This window comes from Bacillus sp. MYb78, from assembly GCF_002975115.1.
Lineage (GTDB): Bacteria > Bacillota > Bacilli > Bacillales > Bacillaceae_G > Bacillus_A > Bacillus_A cereus.
The window spans coordinates 146,005-162,327 of sequence record NZ_PCOB01000008.1; the positions used below are offsets into that span (position 1 = coordinate 146,005).

The following is a 16,323-nucleotide window of genomic DNA, read 5'->3' on the forward strand; positions in this document are numbered from 1 at the left end:
GAGCCTCATATAAGAGAGGCTTTTTTACTTTTTAATTAATGTACCTAATTCTTCTGTAATAGCTTGCATTTCACTAATGCTGAATGTTTCACGTTTCATAACATGATCATAAATGTCACGTAAATCTTCGTACATTTCTTCGTTAAAACTAGCAGCTCTCATCGCTCCAGCATTAACCATACGTAATTTTTCTTTAATAGCTTCGACCATGTATTCAACGTTTTCTTCTGACTTTACGGATAAATCCACCGAAGTGTCCCCCTTTAAAATAACATAAGGCTATCTTAACATTTTTTATCATTTTCGTTAATGGATCTTTTCAATCCTATTAAATTAGTAGGGATTTCCTTTATATTTCATAATTGGTTGTTTATACTATAAGTATATATGAAGAAATGCACCAAGAAGGGAAGAAACAAAAACATGGTTCAAGTATTGTTTGTTTGTCTTGGGAACATTTGCCGTTCTCCGATGGCAGAAGCGATTTTTCGAAATCTTGTCGTAAAAGAGGGACTTGAAGAGAAAATTGTCATTGATTCTGCAGGAACTGGAGATTGGCATGTTGGCCATCCGCCACATAAAGGAACACAAAAAATTTTAAAAGAAAATGCAGTCACTTTTGAAGGAATTAAAGCAAGGCAAGTAGAAAAAGAAGACTTAACAAAGTTTGATTATATTATTGCCATGGACAACAAGAATATAGCAGATTTAAAAAGTTTAGGTAAAACTGGAGGCTATATTGGTAGGCTGTCCGATTTTGTTCCAGACGGTGGCTGGACAGACGTTCCTGACCCTTACTATACAGGGAATTTCCAAGAAGTATATGACCTTGTAACAGAAGGGTGTGCAAAGCTATTAGCTTTCATTCGAAATGAACAAGGAATATGAGGAAGCTTAGAAAGAAATACTTTCTAACATAAGAAATGAAAGGGTGAAGGAATATGGCAAAGAAAAATAATATTGCTCGAAACATTGCGATTGGTGTAGCGGCAGGTGTAGCTGTATCCATGTTAAAGAAAGAAAACCGTGAAAAAGTAAAAAATACAGCAGAAAAAGCAAAAACAAAGATGATTGAAATTGGTGAAAATGCAAAGATCAAAGAAAAAGTGCAAACTGTTACAGATAAAGGACGCGAACTTGCTGATTTCAATGTGGTAAAAGCGAAAGTAGCAGAAATTAAAAAATTAACGCCATCTGTTGTAGAGACGTTAAAAGAAACGAAAGAAATTTTTAGTAAGAAAAAAGTTGAGCCAGAAGAAAAGCCAGAAACGATTGAAATTCAAGCTGTATCTCCAAAGGTAGATGAGCTGAAAGCAGAAGAAGAGCCAGTAGTTGCTGAAGATGGTGGTATGAAAGAAGCGCGTGAATTATTTATAAAAGACTCAAATGCAGTGGAAAAAAAAACTGAAGCGTACATTGAGTTAAAGCAAGATAAAGAAGAGAAGAAAAGCGTTTAAACATATATGAGAAAAATTTTAGAAAAGGTGAGAAGAAATCGTACTTATTCGTTTGGTAAAGATTTATATGACCGGACGATGCGCGATGATGTAGCGGGCTTGGCAGCACAGCTCGCTTATTTCTTCTTGCTTGCAATTTTTCCTGGGCTCGTTTTCTTAATTACGCTTCTTGGATTTATTCCCATTCAAACAGAGGATGTGCTTAGTTTATTAGAGGTTTATGTACCAGATGATGCAATGAACTTAATTGAGGTAAATGTAGATAAAGTTGTAAACCAGCAAAATGGTGGTTTATTATCATTTGGTTTATTATCCATGTTATGGTTTGCCTCAAATGGTGTTAATGCGGTTATGAATGCTTTTAACCGCGCTTATGACGTGAAGGAAACACGTTCTTTTATTACAACAAGAGCGTTATCAATTGTGTTTACATTAGCTATTATTTTTATGATTGTCTTTGCGTTAATTGTTCCGGTATTCGGACAAGTTATTGGAGCAGCAGTGTTTAAAGCACTCGGTTTATCAGATAGTTTTTCTTTCGTATGGAGCATTACACGATTAGTAGCGAGTTTCTTCGTACTATTTGCTTTGTTTAGTTTCTTATATACATTTGCACCAGATCGAAAGTTAAAAAGAAGAGAAGTTATTTCAGGGGCGTTATTTGCTACTGTAGGATGGATTGTGGTGTCTTACTCATTTGCTTATTATGTAGATAAGTTTGCGAATTACGCCAATACATATGGTGGTCTCGGTGGTATCATTATTTTAATGTTATGGTTTTATTTAACTGGATGGGTAATTTTACTTGGCGGTGAAATTAATGGTTTACTCCACCATTATAGAACCGGTGACAATAATTCCCGTAATGAATAATGAGTTCTTGTTCCATAATAAAAAGGAACAGGGGGGATATTTCATGAGTAATAATAAAAAGAACCATAATAATAAAAGTAATAATAAACAAAAGAGCAGTTCGCATCCAAAGCATAAAACGAGTAGCAGTGCGAACGGTCATAATAGCTATCACTAAAAAAAACGGGTCCTCTATGAGGGACCCGTTTTATTTGCTTCCTTTTAGTAATCGTAAGCCATTCAAAATGACAAGAATCGTACTTCCTTCATGGCCAATAACACCGAATGGAAGAGCTAAAAATTGCAAGAAGTTTGAACAAATTAGCATGGCAATAACGGCTAGCGAAAAAATTACGTTTTGCTTCACAATACGGTTCATTCGTTTTGATAAACGAATTGCTTGGGAAAGGCGAGATAGTTCGTTCTTCATCAGTACAACATCTGCAGTTTCTAAAGCTACATCTGTTCCTTCTCCCATTGCGACACCAATGCTAGCAGTAGCTAGTGCAGGTGCATCATTTATACCGTCTCCGACCATTGCTACTGTACCATATTTTTCTTTTAACTTTTTAATCGTTTCAACTTTTGTTTCTGGTAAGCATGATGCGTAATATTCCTTTATATTACTTTCAGAGGCAATTGCTTTTGCCGTTTCTTCATTATCTCCAGTAATCATAATTGCTTCGACACCAATGCTTTGTAAATCACGAATAGCAGCTATTGTTTCTTGGCGAAGCGTATCTTTTAAAGCGATAAGTCCAAGAATGCCTCCCTCATCACTAATATAAACGACAGTTTTACCTTCTTTTTCAAGTGAGGCAGAAATACCATTATGAAATGTCTTTGTTTCTTCACCGATAAAATCAGCTTTACCTATTTTATAAGCGTTGTTTTCCAATATTCCTTTTAGACCAAAACCAGTTACATCTTCAACCTTTTCTGGTTTTTTTAAAGTAATGTCGTACGCATGTTGTGCATATTTAACAATGGATTCAGCTAAAGGATGTGTAGAGTGACTTTCAATTGATGCTGTAATATAAAGTAATTCTTTTTCTGTTATATTTTCTCGAACATATACATCTGTTACGGTAGGTTTACCTTCTGTTAATGTTCCTGTTTTATCAAACGCGATTGCTTTCACAGAAGCAAGGCGTTCTAAATGTATACCGCCTTTAAAGAGAATACCGTTTCTCGCTCCGTTAGAAATGGCTGATAACGTAGCTGGTGTAATGGCAGCTACGAGCGCACAAGGAGATGCGACTACAAGTAAGATCATAGCGCGATAAAACGTTTCATTCCAGCTCCAGTCAAGTAAGAAATGAGGAACGAACATCATAAGCGCAACAACGAGTAGTACACCTTTTACGTATGTTCCTTCAAACTTTTCAATGAATAGTTGTGATGGTGATTTTTCACTTTGTGCACTTTGGACGAGACGGATAATCTTTTGGAATAATGTTTGATCGCTCGGCTTCGTAATTTTAACTTCGATAGCACCACGTAAATTTACAGTACCGGCAAATACTTCATCGCCATGTCTTTTCTCATTTGGAATAGGTTCTCCTGTGATTGCTGCCTCATCGATATTTGTTTCACCGTTATGAATCGTACCGTCAGCAGGAACACGTTCACCGGGTTTAATTAAAATAATGTCGTTAATTTGTAACTCTCCAACAGGAACACGTTCCTCAGTTCCGGTGGAAATACGTAATGCTTCTTCAGGTTGTAAGTCAAGAAGAGCGGAAATTTCTTTTTGGCTCTTACTTAAAGTATAAGATTCCATAGCACCGCTGAGTGCAAAGATGAAGATTAAAATAGCCCCTTCTGCCCAGTAGCCAATAATTGCAGAACCAATAGCTGCAAAGAGCATTAGCATTTCAACATTTAGCTCTTTTTCTTCAATCGTATCTTCAATGCCTTCTTTAGCTTTTGCATATCCACCAACTATATAAGCAAGGATATAGCAAGTAATACCTACATTTATTGCATCGTTCTTTGTGAATAGCCAGCCAGCTAAAATAAAAATACCAGATGCTACTGCAAATACAAGTTCATAATGTTTTTTTAATGTGTCCCATAAAGAGGGATGAGAAATTGTTTCTTTTGCGTGTAACGTTTTTACTTCTGAGTTCATTACTACTCGCTCCTTCCGAATTCTTATTGAGAAAAATAATCAAAATCGAAACCCCTATAAAACGACGAAAGCTGCCATCCATAATGGATAGCAGCATTTCTGTTGAATCTGTTTTTAATCGTTCTTATGTTGTAATTATTCTATAGTATATCATATGTTTTTATGAGATGGTACGGTTTTGTTTCAAGTATAAACGGAAAACTTGTGTTTTCGCAATTCCTTTGGTATATATGAATATTGTTCATAAAAAGGTCGGAAAGGAAGACAACAAGTGAAGACAGAGAAATTTTTTACCCATCCGATTGGCGTATTTATTGCTGCAATAGTAGCAACTTTTTTATGGGGAAGCGCATTTCCTTTTATTAAATTAAGTTATGTTGAACTTGGAATTCAACCACAAGAAGTTGGAGAGCAAATATTATTTGCCGGTTATCGTTTCTTTTTATCTGGATTCATGCTCTTATTATTCTTTAAAGTGTTAGGAAAAGATATGAGCTTCAAAAAAGGAACGGGGAAACAGTTAATACAAATTGGTTTATTCCAAACGTTTCTTCAATATATCTGTTTTTATATTGGAATGAGTTATAGTTCGGGAATTGAAGGAGCTATCATTTCAGGGACATCATCATTCTTTCAAATTTTACTCGCCCATTTTTTATATAAAGATGATGCTCTCAATATGAGAAAATTAATTGGGGTATCGATTGGTTTTTGTGGCGTCATTTTAGTAAATGTACCGAGTGATGGTAGCTTATCATTTCATTTTGGAATCGGAAGCTTATTACTTCTTAGTGCAGCAATGCTGTATTCATATGGAAACATTTTAGCAAAAGAAGGTAGTAAAACATTAGATGTTGGCTATATGACAGCATACCAAATGATGTTTGGTTCTATAGGATTATTATGTATAGGGGCTTTACAAGTTGGAGTAATGCCATTTACATTTAGTCTACATGCACTACTTATGCTGATTTATTTATCTTTCTTATCTGCAGCTGGTTTTTGCATTTGGAATACAATTATGAAGTACAATAAGGTTGGAAAAGTATCTATGTATATGTTCTTTATACCCGTATTTGGTGTGTTATTATCGAGCATGATTTTAGGTGAAGCAATTCATTCATTTGTGTTACTCGGTTTAGCATGTGTAGCCGCGGGAATTATTGTGGTAAATCGGACGCCAGCTAAGCAAAAAATAGAGAAAGAAAAACAAGTAGCATAGAAAGCAGAAAAGCGATTACAATGGAAGAACAGTACTGTTCTTCTTTTTTTATAGAAAAAGGATAATAGACTAAGTGTAACGAAAAAAGATACAAAAAGCATTTATTGAGGAGAACATATTATGAATCTACTTTATGTGGTGTTAATTGGGCAAATACTTCTTTTTTTAATTGGTGCAATTTATGCAATGCGGCAGACAAAAAGAACGAAAGATAATATGCCGTTACCTTTAGCAATCCGTCTTATTCTTAGTTTTTCTTTAACAGGTAGTGCAATTTGGATATGGTTACAAGATCCATCTGTAGAGTATAGTACGTGGGTTGCACTTGGTATGACTTTATCGACTGTGGGAGATTTGTTTATGGCTGGGCTGATTCCAATTGGTCATCGATTAATTGGTGGGATGGTTACTTTCGCTCTTGCTCATTGTTTTTATGTAAAAGCATTTTTGCAAACAGGAATTTCGTGGAATGGTTTTTGGATTGGCTTACTCGTATATGGGCTCTTTCTAATTGTAGGATGGTTCTTCTTTATCCGAAATGATAAACAGGATAAATTGTTTACGATAGGAGCTCTAATTTACGGATTGTGGGTTGGAGGAATGGCTTGCTTTGCATTCGCCTTATATTATGAAAATACAGGAATATGGTGGATACCAGCGTTTGGTGGTTTACTGTTTGTGATTTCTGATTTTATTATTGGCGTGACAGATATCGGAGGGCGTAAATTGAAGTATGAGCCACTTTGGATTTGGTTTACATATGTAGCTGCTCAAATGTGTATTGTATATGTGGGATTATAAAAAGATACTCTCAAAATAGTGAATAGACTATTTTGAGAGTATCTTTTTTGCTTGTTTAATTTAATCAGTATTTTTATTTTTATTTTTATTTTTATTTTTAAATTTCTAATATTATAATTTTATAATTCAGAATTTTGTAGAAAATCATCGGTCGTATTATTTATAATAAAAGTAAAAAGATGATGAGTTGGTGAAATGATGCAAAAGAAAAAACGTTGGCGTGAATTCTTTGGAACTATTGCAATTGCGTGTTTATTGGTGTTTTTGGCGAAAATTTTTGTGTTTTTTCCGACGACTGTAAAAGGAGCATCCATGAGGCCGACGTTGCAAGATGGAGATAAGGTAATTGTTAATAAGTTAGCAAAACAATTTGAAAGCTATGGGAGAGAAGACATTATTGTTGTGAAAACAGATAATTTTTATGTCAAAAGAGTGATTGGATTATCTGGAGATATAATTGAGATGAGAAATGATCAATTATATGTGAATTCTGAAGTGATAGATGAAGAGTATTTGGATAGTAATAAAAAACAAGCAGAAAAAAAACTTATGAATTTAACAGAGGACTTTGGACCGATTACAGTTCCTAAAAATAAGATTTTTGTTATGGGAGATAATCGCTTAATAAGTAAAGATAGTAGAAATGGTTTAGGTTTTATTGATAGAGAAGATGTGTTAGGTAAGTTAGCAGGCATTTATTATCCGTTTGAAAATATGAAGATAATAAAGTAAAAAACCAAGCAAATTTTAGTTTGCTTGGTTTTTTTGTTAAACAGTAGGAGATTCGTTAGATACAAAGATATTTTCATGTTTCTTTGTAGTACTTAAAACAAATTTATGTTGTAGCAATTGTAGTTTAAATAGCGCTAAAGGATCATGATATGTTTCTGGATTGCTTCTTAGCGTTGCTAATGTTTGCTCGTCTTCCTTTATCTCAAGTTGAGCTGCATCCACATTTTGTTTCAATATGCTAAGTGGATCTTTAAAGAACATCATGATATCACGTTCTAATGCACCTTCAAATACTTCAAATTGTAGGAAGAATTGTTTTGAAATTGTGTGAGCAATTTCTGTATAGTCTTCTGTTTCAATATATTGTTTATATTTGTTGGCGAGCATAGATTGGTTTTTTTGCATATTACCAAATAATTTTCCGGCACTTTTTAAGAAAAACTGTGTTGGTGTAAAGCGTAATAAAATATTGATGTTCGTTACTGTAATTCGATTTGTCATTCGTACAACATCTCGATTCCAATCATCTAATAATTTGAAATCGCAAGGAAGTTTCATACGTTCTTCTTTATATAATTTATTAAACGTTTCACTCATTTCATCTAAATAAGCTTGAGCTTGAATAAATTCATTATGTGCTGTTTCAATCCATTCTTGAATAGACCCAGTAAATTTAGGAAGAAGTACCTGTTGTACATGCTTTTGAACTCGTTCATTCATTGCAGCATTTAATTCTTCATGAACTAGTTTGAAATCACTATCTTCTTGAACAAGATCAGAGCAGCTCTGTAATAATTCAGGAATTTGAGAATGTATATCTCGTGTAATTTCTTCTTTCGTTAAAAGATAGGATTCGGTAATAGAGCGAATTTTATCTTTTTCAAGAGCAGTAAGGTTATTAATAAATCCAGTAAGTTTCACTGAGATGTGTTTATTCCAGCGTACGGATTTTACTAATGTATTTTCTAATTCCACACGTTCATTTATGAGATAAGCAATTGTCTTTTGCGTAAACCATATTAGCTTTTCTATACGTTCTTTTTCTATATCGCGTTTTGCAAGATTAGAGAGAATAGATTCTGTTACATCTCCAAGTTGCTGACTACTCTCTTGCGAAGGAGAGTATGGGAAGAATTGTGCATCTGGAAAATGTACTTTAAGTTTACTAATTAGTTTTTCATTAGTAGTCGTATTATTTGTGTGTAATACGAAGTGAATTTGTAAGTTTGGTACTTGTTCACGTAAATAAATTAACGTATCAATTTCTTCACTATGCAATGGTGAAGAAGAATTTAATACGTAAACAAGGCTATCTGCTGCTTGTAAGTATTCAAAGTATGCATTGTTTTTATCCAATTGTCCTTGAATGGATGGTGTAATAAGAAATGTAAACTTATTTTTTCTTAAAAATCTACTTGGTAGCTTAATTTCTATACATTTTTTCTCAAGTTCTGACTGAGCAGATGTAGCCGTTATTTGATGGAATTCATCAAGGTTAGAGATATTTCTGATATCTAACTCGGTAAATTCTGTTATTTCAGTTTGACTAGCGTCTTTAAATAGAATAGGAGTTGTTAAAGTTTCAGTTAAGATGTTCTCTCCTAATATTGAATTAACAAATGATGTTTTATCATGGTCACTAGTTCCAGCTATTAGTAGTGGTGTGACATTTAAATCACATAGTTCATGGACGAGTAGCATAAATTGATGACTTAAATCTACATCATTTTTCTCAGCCCATACAGCGATTGTTTCGAATAAATGAGAAACTGTTTCCATATTTACATCTGCTTCAGCTGATGTATTAGAAAGTAAGGATCCAGCACTTTTTACGAGTAATGATTCTAAAGTTGTAGGTGAGACTTCATTCCATGCTAATACTGCTGCAGAGACAACTAGAGAATCTTTTGCTTTCGTTAAACTGAACCAATTTGTTAATAGATTTGGTACAAGTCCGTTTAATTCATGCATAAAATGATTTCCGGTAATTAATGCAAAGTATGTTTCTTGATAGCGAGTAGAAATTTCATTCCAATCGTCATTATTGTCTGTTTCAATATGCAAGAATAAATGATTAATACTTTGAATCCAAGGAAGGTATAAGGATTCATGTTGGTAGCTATTCCAAAGAGCAATAACAAGTTCTTTAAATTGAGCTTGATCAACAGCATATAGAGCTTTTAAAGACTCATAGAAATATTCAGGCTTAATATTTTTAGTAAATCCTTTGTTTATGTAATTTATTAATGTATCAAACCAGTGTAAAGATTGTGTTCGAATACCTTCTTGAACAGCTAGTTCGATAGCGTTGTTCCAATCTTCTTGTTTTTCATAGAAAGAACGTGCAATTGCAGTAATATTTGGGTAATCCGGTTGGAATGCAACAGCTTCACTAATCGTCTTAAAAGCAAGTCCTAAACGATCTTGTTCGATATAAAGAGAAAGAAGTTGTAATGAAACTTCCATCGTAAGAGTTGTATCTTCTGTTTGAATAGATTGATAAATTTCTTCTGCCTTTGGTAGGAATCCTAGTTCAAAATAAGCATCTGCAATATTTTTTGTTGCCCAAAGTGCAAGAGTATTATTAACTTTTTCCCATTTAAATATAGCTGCTTCAAAATCTTTATTTTGATAATAAAATTCACCTTGAGCAAATCGAATATTAGAAATGTTGGAGAATTCATTTTTAGATTCATTTATATATGCTTCACCGAGTACTTCCGATGCAGGAGTAGAAGTTTCTTCTGTTAAAAATGTTTTATAGTAAACTTTTTGAATAAATTGATTTTCAATGGTCATGTTCGTTCCCCCCTGTATAATTTAGAAAAATGATGTTGTATGTAAAAGGGTTCATGTTCTTTTAATAGGTAGAAGTTGTATTATATAGACCAAACTATGTTTTTGCTAGATATATCATTTTTCTTGAGAGTTAAACCGTTGCGAAAAGTAACTTTCCTTTATTGTAACAAAAAAACACGCATATGAATTTTTATTTTTTATCAGGACATTTGCAGGCAGTAAGAATCTAATCTCAAAATTAGTGAATGTAAGTGAATTATGTCGGAGGCGAGATACCTGTAGAAGCCTGATGGATGTAGGCTAATAATCAGTAGAGGATGAAGAAAACCCACGCGGATTGAAGTTTAATTTTATCTCTGTTAAAGGAAAGAATAGAAGTAGAGTTCATTATAAAAACAATGTATAGTGAATATGTATACCATGTTTGCCTTAAAGATAGAAAGGGTACAATGTGGAATAACGATCGTGCATAGGATGTGTCTTCCGAATGGAACAACATATTGGCGAGTTAATCGCGCATTATGGCTATTTTGGAATTGTTATAGCTTTGGCTGGTGGGATTGTCGGATTACCGATACCAGACGAGTTTTTATTGACCTTTGTTGGTTATAATGTTTCAAAAGGAGTTATGTCAGGAACTGCTGCTTTTTTAAGTGGGATGGCTGGTGCGATGTTAGGGATCACGTTAAGCTACATATTAGGTTTAAAACTTGGGCTCCCTGTTTTAAAGAAATATGGGCCGAAAATTAGAATTAAAGAACATCACATTGAAAAAACACATATTTTATTTGAAAAATATGGGCCATTTCTTTTAATGATTGGTTATTTTATACCGGGAGTACGTCATTTAACAGCATATTTTGCTGGGGTATCAAATTTGACACTTTGGCGTTTTTGTTTGTACGCTTACGGTGGTGCGCTCATTTGGATAAGTGTTTTTATTGGGCTTGGCTGGAAGTTAGGCGAGAAGTGGCGCTTCGTTGAGTATAGTTTACATCATTATGGAATATGGATTTTATTAATTTCAGCAGTTGTTACATGTGTTGTATGGTTGTACATAAAGAAAAAGAAAAACCGCTAATAGCGGTTTTTTTAGCTGAAAGCAATAAATAATACACCAGCTGTAATAAAGACTACACCAACACCGGTCATAAAGTTTAACTTTTCACCGAGGATAATCATAGCGAGAATGATAGAAAATACGACGCTTAATTTATCGACAGGAGCTACTTGTGAAACCTTTCCTGTTTTGAGGGCAAGAAAATAAAATAGCCATGACGAAGCACCTGCAATCCCACTTAATGTGATAAATAGCAGTGCTTTTTTATTTAGCAGTACGTCGCCGATATTTTGAAATTTACCTTGTATGATAATAACGCCTATCATAAATAATGCCATAATAATAGATCGAATTGTTGTTGCAACGTTTGCATCGATGCCGTCTAAACCAAACTTTCCAAAAATCGATACAAGGGCAGCAGCAATTGCTGATAATAGTGCAAATAAGAGCCACGAACTCATAGTAAAATCCCTCCAATCTTACAGTATTATACATGAAAATGATTCTCATGTATAAAGTTGAAGCAATTGAGGTTTATAGGAAGCACGACTTCAACTTAACTTCTTGCTCCACCTGAATTTTAAGGTGGGAGTTTTACTGCCTGTAAATAGTGGGCTAAATAACGAAATAATCCCCACCTTATATTTTTAATAAGGTGGGGATTATTATACTACTCTGCAATTTCCTCATATAAAAAGTACGTTACATTATAAATATGTTCTACTTCATCGTCTGTCATAAACAGTAATTCGTCACGCTCAATCCCTTTTTTCTTTTCAATAAACTCAATCATGTTTTTGCGTTCTTCTCTCTTCATCAATTTTATTTCTCCTCTCAATCTGTTTTAATACAGTTTATTTAAGTTAATGTTATTATATAACAGAATCTTTAGAAAGTTCCACCTATTTTATTGTTTTTTTCAAAAGAACTTTTCGACAAAACAAGCCCACCTAAGGGGGCTTGTTTTATTTTATAGTCGTAAAAACTCAGGCTCCGTCGTACCGGCACCATCAATGTAATAAATTGTGTCGGGATTGATTTTTATCAATACGTAATTAGGGTCTTCGGGGCCGAGTAACCAACGTTTTAAGCTATTATTCCAAAACTTGTTTTTTAATGTCGAGTCTTCCTCAATTGAAGCTAATCCTTCAACTTCAATATAATCTTCATCTAACTTTTTCCCTTCTCGTCCGAGTAATACATGGACATTAGGATTGTTTTCAATATCTGTTATCTTTTTTGATTGTCGATCTGTTGCAACGTACAGTACAAAATCTTCATGGAAAAACATCATAAAGGCGCTATGAGGTTTCTCATTTCGTACTGTAGATAATACACCGGTACGTTGACCTTGAATAATAGTTGCGATTTTTTCTTTTAAGTGCATAATTTTAACCCCTTTTCACAATTTATAATTCTGTCTGTTTAAACAAGATAATTTAAATATCTTTCATACTGTTTTCTTCAATCCGATTTTTTAAACGTAATTGTGATGAAATCGGACAAGTTAGGAGAAGAATAATAATAATATTGTGGAGAAATACATACGATGGAAGGGTGAAAAGCATGTTTAATAAAATATTTCTTATAGTAGCACTTATAGGTGTACCACTATCTGTACTTGGAAAAACACTTCATTGGCCAGAAACAATTATGTTCGCTGTGTATTGTATTACGATTATCGCGTTAGCTGGTTTTATGGGGAGAGCAACAGAGAGTTTAGCAATTGTATCTGGTCCTAGAATAGGCGGATTATTAAATGCTACTTTCGGTAATGCTGTTGAACTTATCATTTCAATTTTTGCACTTCAAGCGGGGTTAATTGAAGTGGTGTTAGCTTCTTTAACGGGTTCTGTACTTGGAAATTTATTATTAGTAGGAGGACTATCCTTCTTTGTAGGTGGACTTAAATATAAAAGGCAAAGCTTTAACGTTTACGATGCAAGGCATAATTCAGCTTTATTAATATTTGCTGTTGTCGTGGCCTTTGTTATTCCAGAGATCTTTTCAATGAAGATGGACGCTGGCAAGACGTATCAATTAAGTATAGGTGTTTCTATTATTATGATTATCATGTACATTGCTGCATTACTATTTAAGTTAGTTACGCACCGTGGTGTATATCAACATAAAAGTGACGAAGTAGCGCATGAAGAAGAGCCAGAGTGGTCGAAAGGGAAGGCACTCCTTATTTTAGCGATAGCAACACTGGCGGTAGCTTATGTATCAGAGGCGCTCGTGCATACTTTTGAAACTGTTGCAAAATCATTTGGTTGGTCAGAATTATTTATAGGGGTTATTATCGTTGCAATTGTTGGAAATGCAGCGGAACATGCATCTGCAATTATTATGGCTTATAAAAATAAAGTAAATATTGCAGTCGAAATTGCAATAGGTTCTACATTACAAATCGCCATGTTTGTTGCTCCTGTACTAGTATTGCTATCTATGTTCTTCGCGCAGAGGATGCCTTTAGTATTTACCATACCAGAACTTGTATCTATGATTACAGCCGTTTTCTTAACGATTGCGATTTCAAATGATGGAGATACAAACTGGTTTGAAGGCGGCACTTTACTAGCCGCGTATGTCATTATGGGAATTGGTTTTTATTTATTATGAAAAATAGGCATAACAATTGTGCTCAGAGAAAACAATAAACAAAGTAGTATATATACCTTTACATAGGAAGGAGCCAGACAGGTGAAACGAGTATACAGCATATGTCTTTCAACTATGGTCTCGTTTATTTTATTATTTCCTAACATGAGTTTTGCAAAGACAACAGTAGGAACAAAAATGCCTTCATCTGTTTTAAATATTTCAAAAGACAATACATTTCCAAATGATGCGCAAGATTTGCCACGTTTACAGCCAAGTAAGTTTGCTCAAGAACTATTGAAAACAGCTAATATTAAAATTGAAAATCCAGACTTAATTCGGATGTTTAATGAAACGACAATTTCAAATGCACCGCTTGCAGTAGGGTACCGGGCAAAAATTTATTTAGGTCAATGGGCTTTACATTATGAATCAGTAGACACATCGATTAATTGGGAATATAAACAAGTGAATCGAAATGTGTATGATAATCGCGGAGGAGACCGTTTATATCCACTTCGCTATAAGCAAGAAACACAAAAGACGGTTGAAGGCGATTTAACAGCAGATATGAAAGATGCTGCAGATGTGAAAAAAATGATGCTTCTCAAAGCGCTTGAAAAAGTACAATTGCCCCTTTCGTTTAAAACAACTATTGGTTATGGTACTGGACATGAGCGTGTGTATAATATTAGTCCGAGTCAACTCGGATATTTATACGCTTATACACCAGCAGTAAATGAAAAGGGAAAAGTAACATTTGGAGAAGTGTATCTTGTATTAAAGGGAAATCAAAAAAGACTTGTTGTGAAAAATATTACTTCTCAAGGAATTGGAGCGGCGATTCCAATTCATGATCATTTATTTTTTAAATTCATTTCTTCTTCCCACTCGCAATAACGTAAAAAAACGTCAGCTTATAAGCTGACGTTTTTTTATAATGTAATGTTTGCTGTTTTTGATAAGAAATCTTCTGTCGGATAGTAGCTGTTTTTTACAAGAACATTTGGTCCAAGACATTTTACTGCAGGACAGTGACAGCTTAATGATTTTGCTGTTTTTGAAGCACTCCATTTGTCATATGCTTCTTGTAATGTGTTTGTTTGTATGTTTCCTAGAAGTGGAACATCACCAAAGTCCGTTACAATAATATTTCCATCGAAAATATTTACATTTAAACGAGAACGGCCATCTGGATCATTACGAACAGTGACATTTTTGCTCTCTTGTAATTTTTTAAATGTGGCAATGTCTCGCTCGTCATCGCTACAAGCATAGAAAGGTAACGTTCCAAATAACATCCATACATTTTCATCACGAATTTCTAGTAAATGCTCAATAGCATCACGAATTTCAGCTTTTGTTAAAATCTCTAGATTACTCGCGAAGTCACTTGGATACATTGGGTGAACTTCATGACGTTTACAGCCCATCTCTTCGACGATTTGACGGTGAATATGTTCAATATGTGGTAGAGTTCTTTTGTTTAACATTGTTTCGGCCGATACAAGTACACCTGCATCTGATAGAGCCTTACTATTTGTAATCATTCTTTCGAATAATTTTGCACGTTGTTCGTAAGTAGGTTTACGCTCCATCATTGCAAATCCGCCTTCAACGAAGTCATCAATTGTTCCCCAGTTATGAGAGATATGCAACACGTCTAAATAAGGAATAATTTGTTCGTAACGTGCTAAATCTATAGTTAAGTTAGAGTTGATTTGAGTGCGAACGCCTCGTTCATGGGCGTATTTTAAGAGTGGTGTTACATAGTTGTCGACGGATTTTTTTGAAAGCATAGGTTCTCCGCCAGTAATACTTAAAGAACGTAAATGAGGAATCTCATCTAATCGTTTTAATAAAAGATCCATCGGAAGCGGATTTGGGTCTTTCGGCTGTAACGTGTAACCAACAGCGCAATGCTCACAGCGCATATTGCATAACGTCGTCGTTGTAAATTCAACATTTGTTAATAGTAGTTTGCCGTACTCTTCAAGGTCCATATACGCTTCCCATGGATCGTAAGAAGGAGTAATCGGCTTCATTTTTTGTGATATCGTCATATGAAATACTCCTTTGACTATTGAAATAACAATTTGTCCATTCTCTATAATAGAAGAATATGTGCTTTTTATAAAGTGAAACTTTTTAACGTGAAAAGAGAGAGGGCTTACATTATAGTGGATGACTGTGACAAAATTGATGAAATTTCATGCCCATAGCAATCATTTTTGCGGTATAATAAAAGCAACTCGAATTAAAAGGAGAGTGCCTTCATGGGAAAAGCAATTCAAGATAAAGATACACAATTAGTATATTTAAAAGAGCGTTTAAATATGTTCATTGAAGTAATTGATACAATTGAACCTGAAGAAGTAGAATTAGAAGATGTAGATCGTCTTCTTGCAATGTTAGATGAATTAGAATTAAAATGTGAGCAATTTAAAAAAGACGAATAATATATTAAAAAGGCTGCCAATTCCAATTTGGTAGCCTTTTTCTGTGCGGATAATAGAAGGACGATAGAAAAAGAGGTATAATCAAGTTGTGAAAAATTTCATTTATGCTTTAATAGCGTGAAACAAATAAAAAGCTAAAGAGCATAACAATGGAATTTTCAGCTCATAACGTTTTGGTAGCGTTCACAATTGAGGGGGAAGTAACA

17 protein-coding genes are annotated in these 16,323 nt (G+C 34.2%); 10 read left to right on the top strand and 7 right to left on the bottom strand.

What is annotated here, in order from left to right; translation table 11 throughout:
* Positions 1–24 precede the first annotated feature (24 nt).
* Positions 25–249, bottom strand: coding sequence for a DUF1128 domain-containing protein (locus CQ064_RS17425; protein WP_000366196.1), 225 nt, complete (start codon positions 247–249; stop codon positions 25–27).
* A 174-nt stretch (positions 250–423) separates the two neighbouring features.
* Between CQ064_RS17425 and CQ064_RS17430 the strand changes: the two genes are divergently transcribed.
* From CQ064_RS17430 to CQ064_RS17440, 3 genes are read left to right on the top strand one after another with little or no spacing between them, the layout of a single operon-like run.
* The gene (locus CQ064_RS17430) at positions 424–888 is read left to right on the top strand and encodes a low molecular weight protein-tyrosine-phosphatase (RefSeq protein ID WP_000250916.1); all 465 of its coding nucleotides are present in this window, start codon (positions 424–426) and stop codon (positions 886–888) included.
* 53 nt (positions 889–941) lie between these two features.
* On the top strand, positions 942–1,457 hold the full coding sequence (locus CQ064_RS17435; protein WP_001085387.1) for a DUF4075 domain-containing protein: 516 nt from the start codon (positions 942–944) through the stop codon (positions 1,455–1,457).
* 6 nt (positions 1,458–1,463) lie between these two features.
* Positions 1,464–2,330: a YihY/virulence factor BrkB family protein gene (locus tag CQ064_RS17440; RefSeq protein ID WP_001226536.1), complete on the top strand. Its 867-nt coding sequence runs from the start codon at positions 1,464–1,466 to the stop codon at positions 2,328–2,330.
* 187 nt (positions 2,331–2,517) lie between these two features.
* On the opposite strand, the gene CQ064_RS17450 is transcribed toward CQ064_RS17440, so the two are convergent.
* Positions 2,518–4,443, bottom strand: a complete 1,926-nt coding sequence (locus tag CQ064_RS17450; RefSeq protein ID WP_001083749.1) for a heavy metal translocating P-type ATPase — start codon at positions 4,441–4,443, stop codon at positions 2,518–2,520.
* A 271-nt stretch (positions 4,444–4,714) separates the two neighbouring features.
* On the opposite strand from CQ064_RS17450, the gene CQ064_RS17455 reads away from it, so the two are divergent.
* The 3 genes from CQ064_RS17455 to lepB all read left to right on the top strand — a co-directional run bounded on the left by CQ064_RS17455 (position 4,715) and on the right by lepB (position 7,198).
* On the top strand, positions 4,715–5,665 hold the full coding sequence (locus tag CQ064_RS17455) for a DMT family transporter (RefSeq protein ID WP_000845704.1): 951 nt from the start codon (positions 4,715–4,717) through the stop codon (positions 5,663–5,665).
* 120 nt (positions 5,666–5,785) lie between these two features.
* On the top strand, positions 5,786–6,466 hold the full coding sequence (locus CQ064_RS17460; protein ID WP_001051080.1) for a lysoplasmalogenase: 681 nt from the start codon (positions 5,786–5,788) through the stop codon (positions 6,464–6,466).
* Between the two features lie 195 nt (positions 6,467–6,661).
* Positions 6,662–7,198 carry a signal peptidase I gene (gene lepB / locus CQ064_RS17465; RefSeq protein ID WP_000983309.1) on the top strand — a complete coding sequence of 179 codons (537 nt, stop codon included), beginning with the start codon at positions 6,662–6,664 and terminating at the stop codon, positions 7,196–7,198.
* A 36-nt stretch (positions 7,199–7,234) separates the two neighbouring features.
* Here the strand turns inward: lepB and CQ064_RS17470 are convergent, their stop codons facing one another.
* The gene (locus CQ064_RS17470; protein WP_000151424.1) at positions 7,235–9,997 is read right to left on the bottom strand and encodes a tetratricopeptide repeat protein; all 2,763 of its coding nucleotides are present in this window, start codon (positions 9,995–9,997) and stop codon (positions 7,235–7,237) included.
* Positions 9,998–10,484: 487 nt separating this feature from the next.
* Here CQ064_RS17470 and CQ064_RS17475 point away from each other — a divergent pair, with 487 nt between their 5' ends.
* Positions 10,485–11,078, top strand: coding sequence for a DedA family protein (locus CQ064_RS17475; protein ID WP_000434878.1), 594 nt, complete (start codon positions 10,485–10,487; stop codon positions 11,076–11,078).
* Between the two features lie 11 nt (positions 11,079–11,089).
* On the opposite strand, the gene CQ064_RS17480 is transcribed toward CQ064_RS17475, so the two are convergent.
* The 3 genes from CQ064_RS17480 to CQ064_RS17490 all read right to left on the bottom strand — a co-directional run bounded on the left by CQ064_RS17480 (position 11,090) and on the right by CQ064_RS17490 (position 12,444).
* Positions 11,090–11,518 carry an EamA family transporter gene (locus CQ064_RS17480; RefSeq protein ID WP_000100295.1) on the bottom strand — a complete coding sequence of 143 codons (429 nt, stop codon included), beginning with the start codon at positions 11,516–11,518 and terminating at the stop codon, positions 11,090–11,092.
* 209 nt (positions 11,519–11,727) lie between these two features.
* Entirely contained in the window at positions 11,728–11,874 is a 147-nt protein-coding gene (locus CQ064_RS17485; RefSeq protein ID WP_000817786.1) for a BH0509 family protein, read from the bottom strand.
* A 153-nt stretch (positions 11,875–12,027) separates the two neighbouring features.
* Positions 12,028–12,444, bottom strand: coding sequence for a pyridoxamine 5'-phosphate oxidase family protein (locus CQ064_RS17490; protein WP_000550219.1), 417 nt, complete (start codon positions 12,442–12,444; stop codon positions 12,028–12,030).
* 179 nt (positions 12,445–12,623) lie between these two features.
* Between CQ064_RS17490 and cax the strand changes: the two genes are divergently transcribed.
* Positions 12,624–13,679 carry a calcium/proton exchanger gene (cax, locus tag CQ064_RS17495; protein WP_000482131.1) on the top strand — a complete coding sequence of 352 codons (1,056 nt, stop codon included), beginning with the start codon at positions 12,624–12,626 and terminating at the stop codon, positions 13,677–13,679.
* A gap of 81 nt (positions 13,680–13,760) precedes the next feature.
* Complete coding sequence (locus tag CQ064_RS17500; RefSeq protein WP_002083605.1) at positions 13,761–14,558, top strand: YfkD famly protein; 798 nt, start codon at positions 13,761–13,763, stop codon at positions 14,556–14,558.
* 35 nt (positions 14,559–14,593) lie between these two features.
* Here CQ064_RS17500 and yfkAB read toward each other — a convergent pair whose 3' ends face one another.
* Entirely contained in the window at positions 14,594–15,721 is a 1,128-nt protein-coding gene (yfkAB, locus tag CQ064_RS17505) for a radical SAM/CxCxxxxC motif protein YfkAB (protein ID WP_000156022.1), read from the bottom strand.
* A 213-nt stretch (positions 15,722–15,934) separates the two neighbouring features.
* Here yfkAB and CQ064_RS17510 point away from each other — a divergent pair, with 213 nt between their 5' ends.
* Positions 15,935–16,117, top strand: a complete 183-nt coding sequence (locus CQ064_RS17510; RefSeq protein WP_000513558.1) for an SE1561 family protein — start codon at positions 15,935–15,937, stop codon at positions 16,115–16,117.
* Positions 16,118–16,323 lie beyond the last annotated feature (206 nt).

Excerpts from the sequence above, each read along its gene's own strand:
- CQ064_RS17430 (WP_000250916.1), top strand. The coding sequence starts at position 424 with ATGGTTCAAGTATTGTTTGTTTGTCTTGGGAACATTTGCCGTTCTCCG.
- CQ064_RS17435 (WP_001085387.1), top strand. The coding sequence starts at position 942 with ATGGCAAAGAAAAATAATATTGCTCGAAACATTGCGATTGGTGTAGCG.
- CQ064_RS17440 (WP_001226536.1), top strand. The coding sequence starts at position 1,464 with ATGAGAAAAATTTTAGAAAAGGTGAGAAGAAATCGTACTTATTCGTTT.
- CQ064_RS17450 (WP_001083749.1), bottom strand. The coding sequence starts at position 4,443 with ATGAACTCAGAAGTAAAAACGTTACACGCAAAAGAAACAATTTCTCAT.
- CQ064_RS17460 (WP_001051080.1), top strand. The coding sequence starts at position 5,786 with ATGAATCTACTTTATGTGGTGTTAATTGGGCAAATACTTCTTTTTTTA.
- lepB (WP_000983309.1), top strand. The coding sequence starts at position 6,662 with ATGATGCAAAAGAAAAAACGTTGGCGTGAATTCTTTGGAACTATTGCA.
- CQ064_RS17470 (WP_000151424.1), bottom strand. The coding sequence starts at position 9,997 with ATGACCATTGAAAATCAATTTATTCAAAAAGTTTACTATAAAACATTT.
- CQ064_RS17475 (WP_000434878.1), top strand. The coding sequence starts at position 10,485 with ATGGAACAACATATTGGCGAGTTAATCGCGCATTATGGCTATTTTGGA.
- CQ064_RS17480 (WP_000100295.1), bottom strand. The coding sequence starts at position 11,518 with ATGAGTTCGTGGCTCTTATTTGCACTATTATCAGCAATTGCTGCTGCC.
- CQ064_RS17485 (WP_000817786.1), bottom strand. The coding sequence starts at position 11,874 with ATGAAGAGAGAAGAACGCAAAAACATGATTGAGTTTATTGAAAAGAAA.
- CQ064_RS17490 (WP_000550219.1), bottom strand. The coding sequence starts at position 12,444 with ATGCACTTAAAAGAAAAAATCGCAACTATTATTCAAGGTCAACGTACC.
- cax (WP_000482131.1), top strand. The coding sequence starts at position 12,624 with ATGTTTAATAAAATATTTCTTATAGTAGCACTTATAGGTGTACCACTA.
- yfkAB (WP_000156022.1), bottom strand. The coding sequence starts at position 15,721 with ATGACGATATCACAAAAAATGAAGCCGATTACTCCTTCTTACGATCCA.
- CQ064_RS17510 (WP_000513558.1), top strand. The coding sequence starts at position 15,935 with ATGGGAAAAGCAATTCAAGATAAAGATACACAATTAGTATATTTAAAA.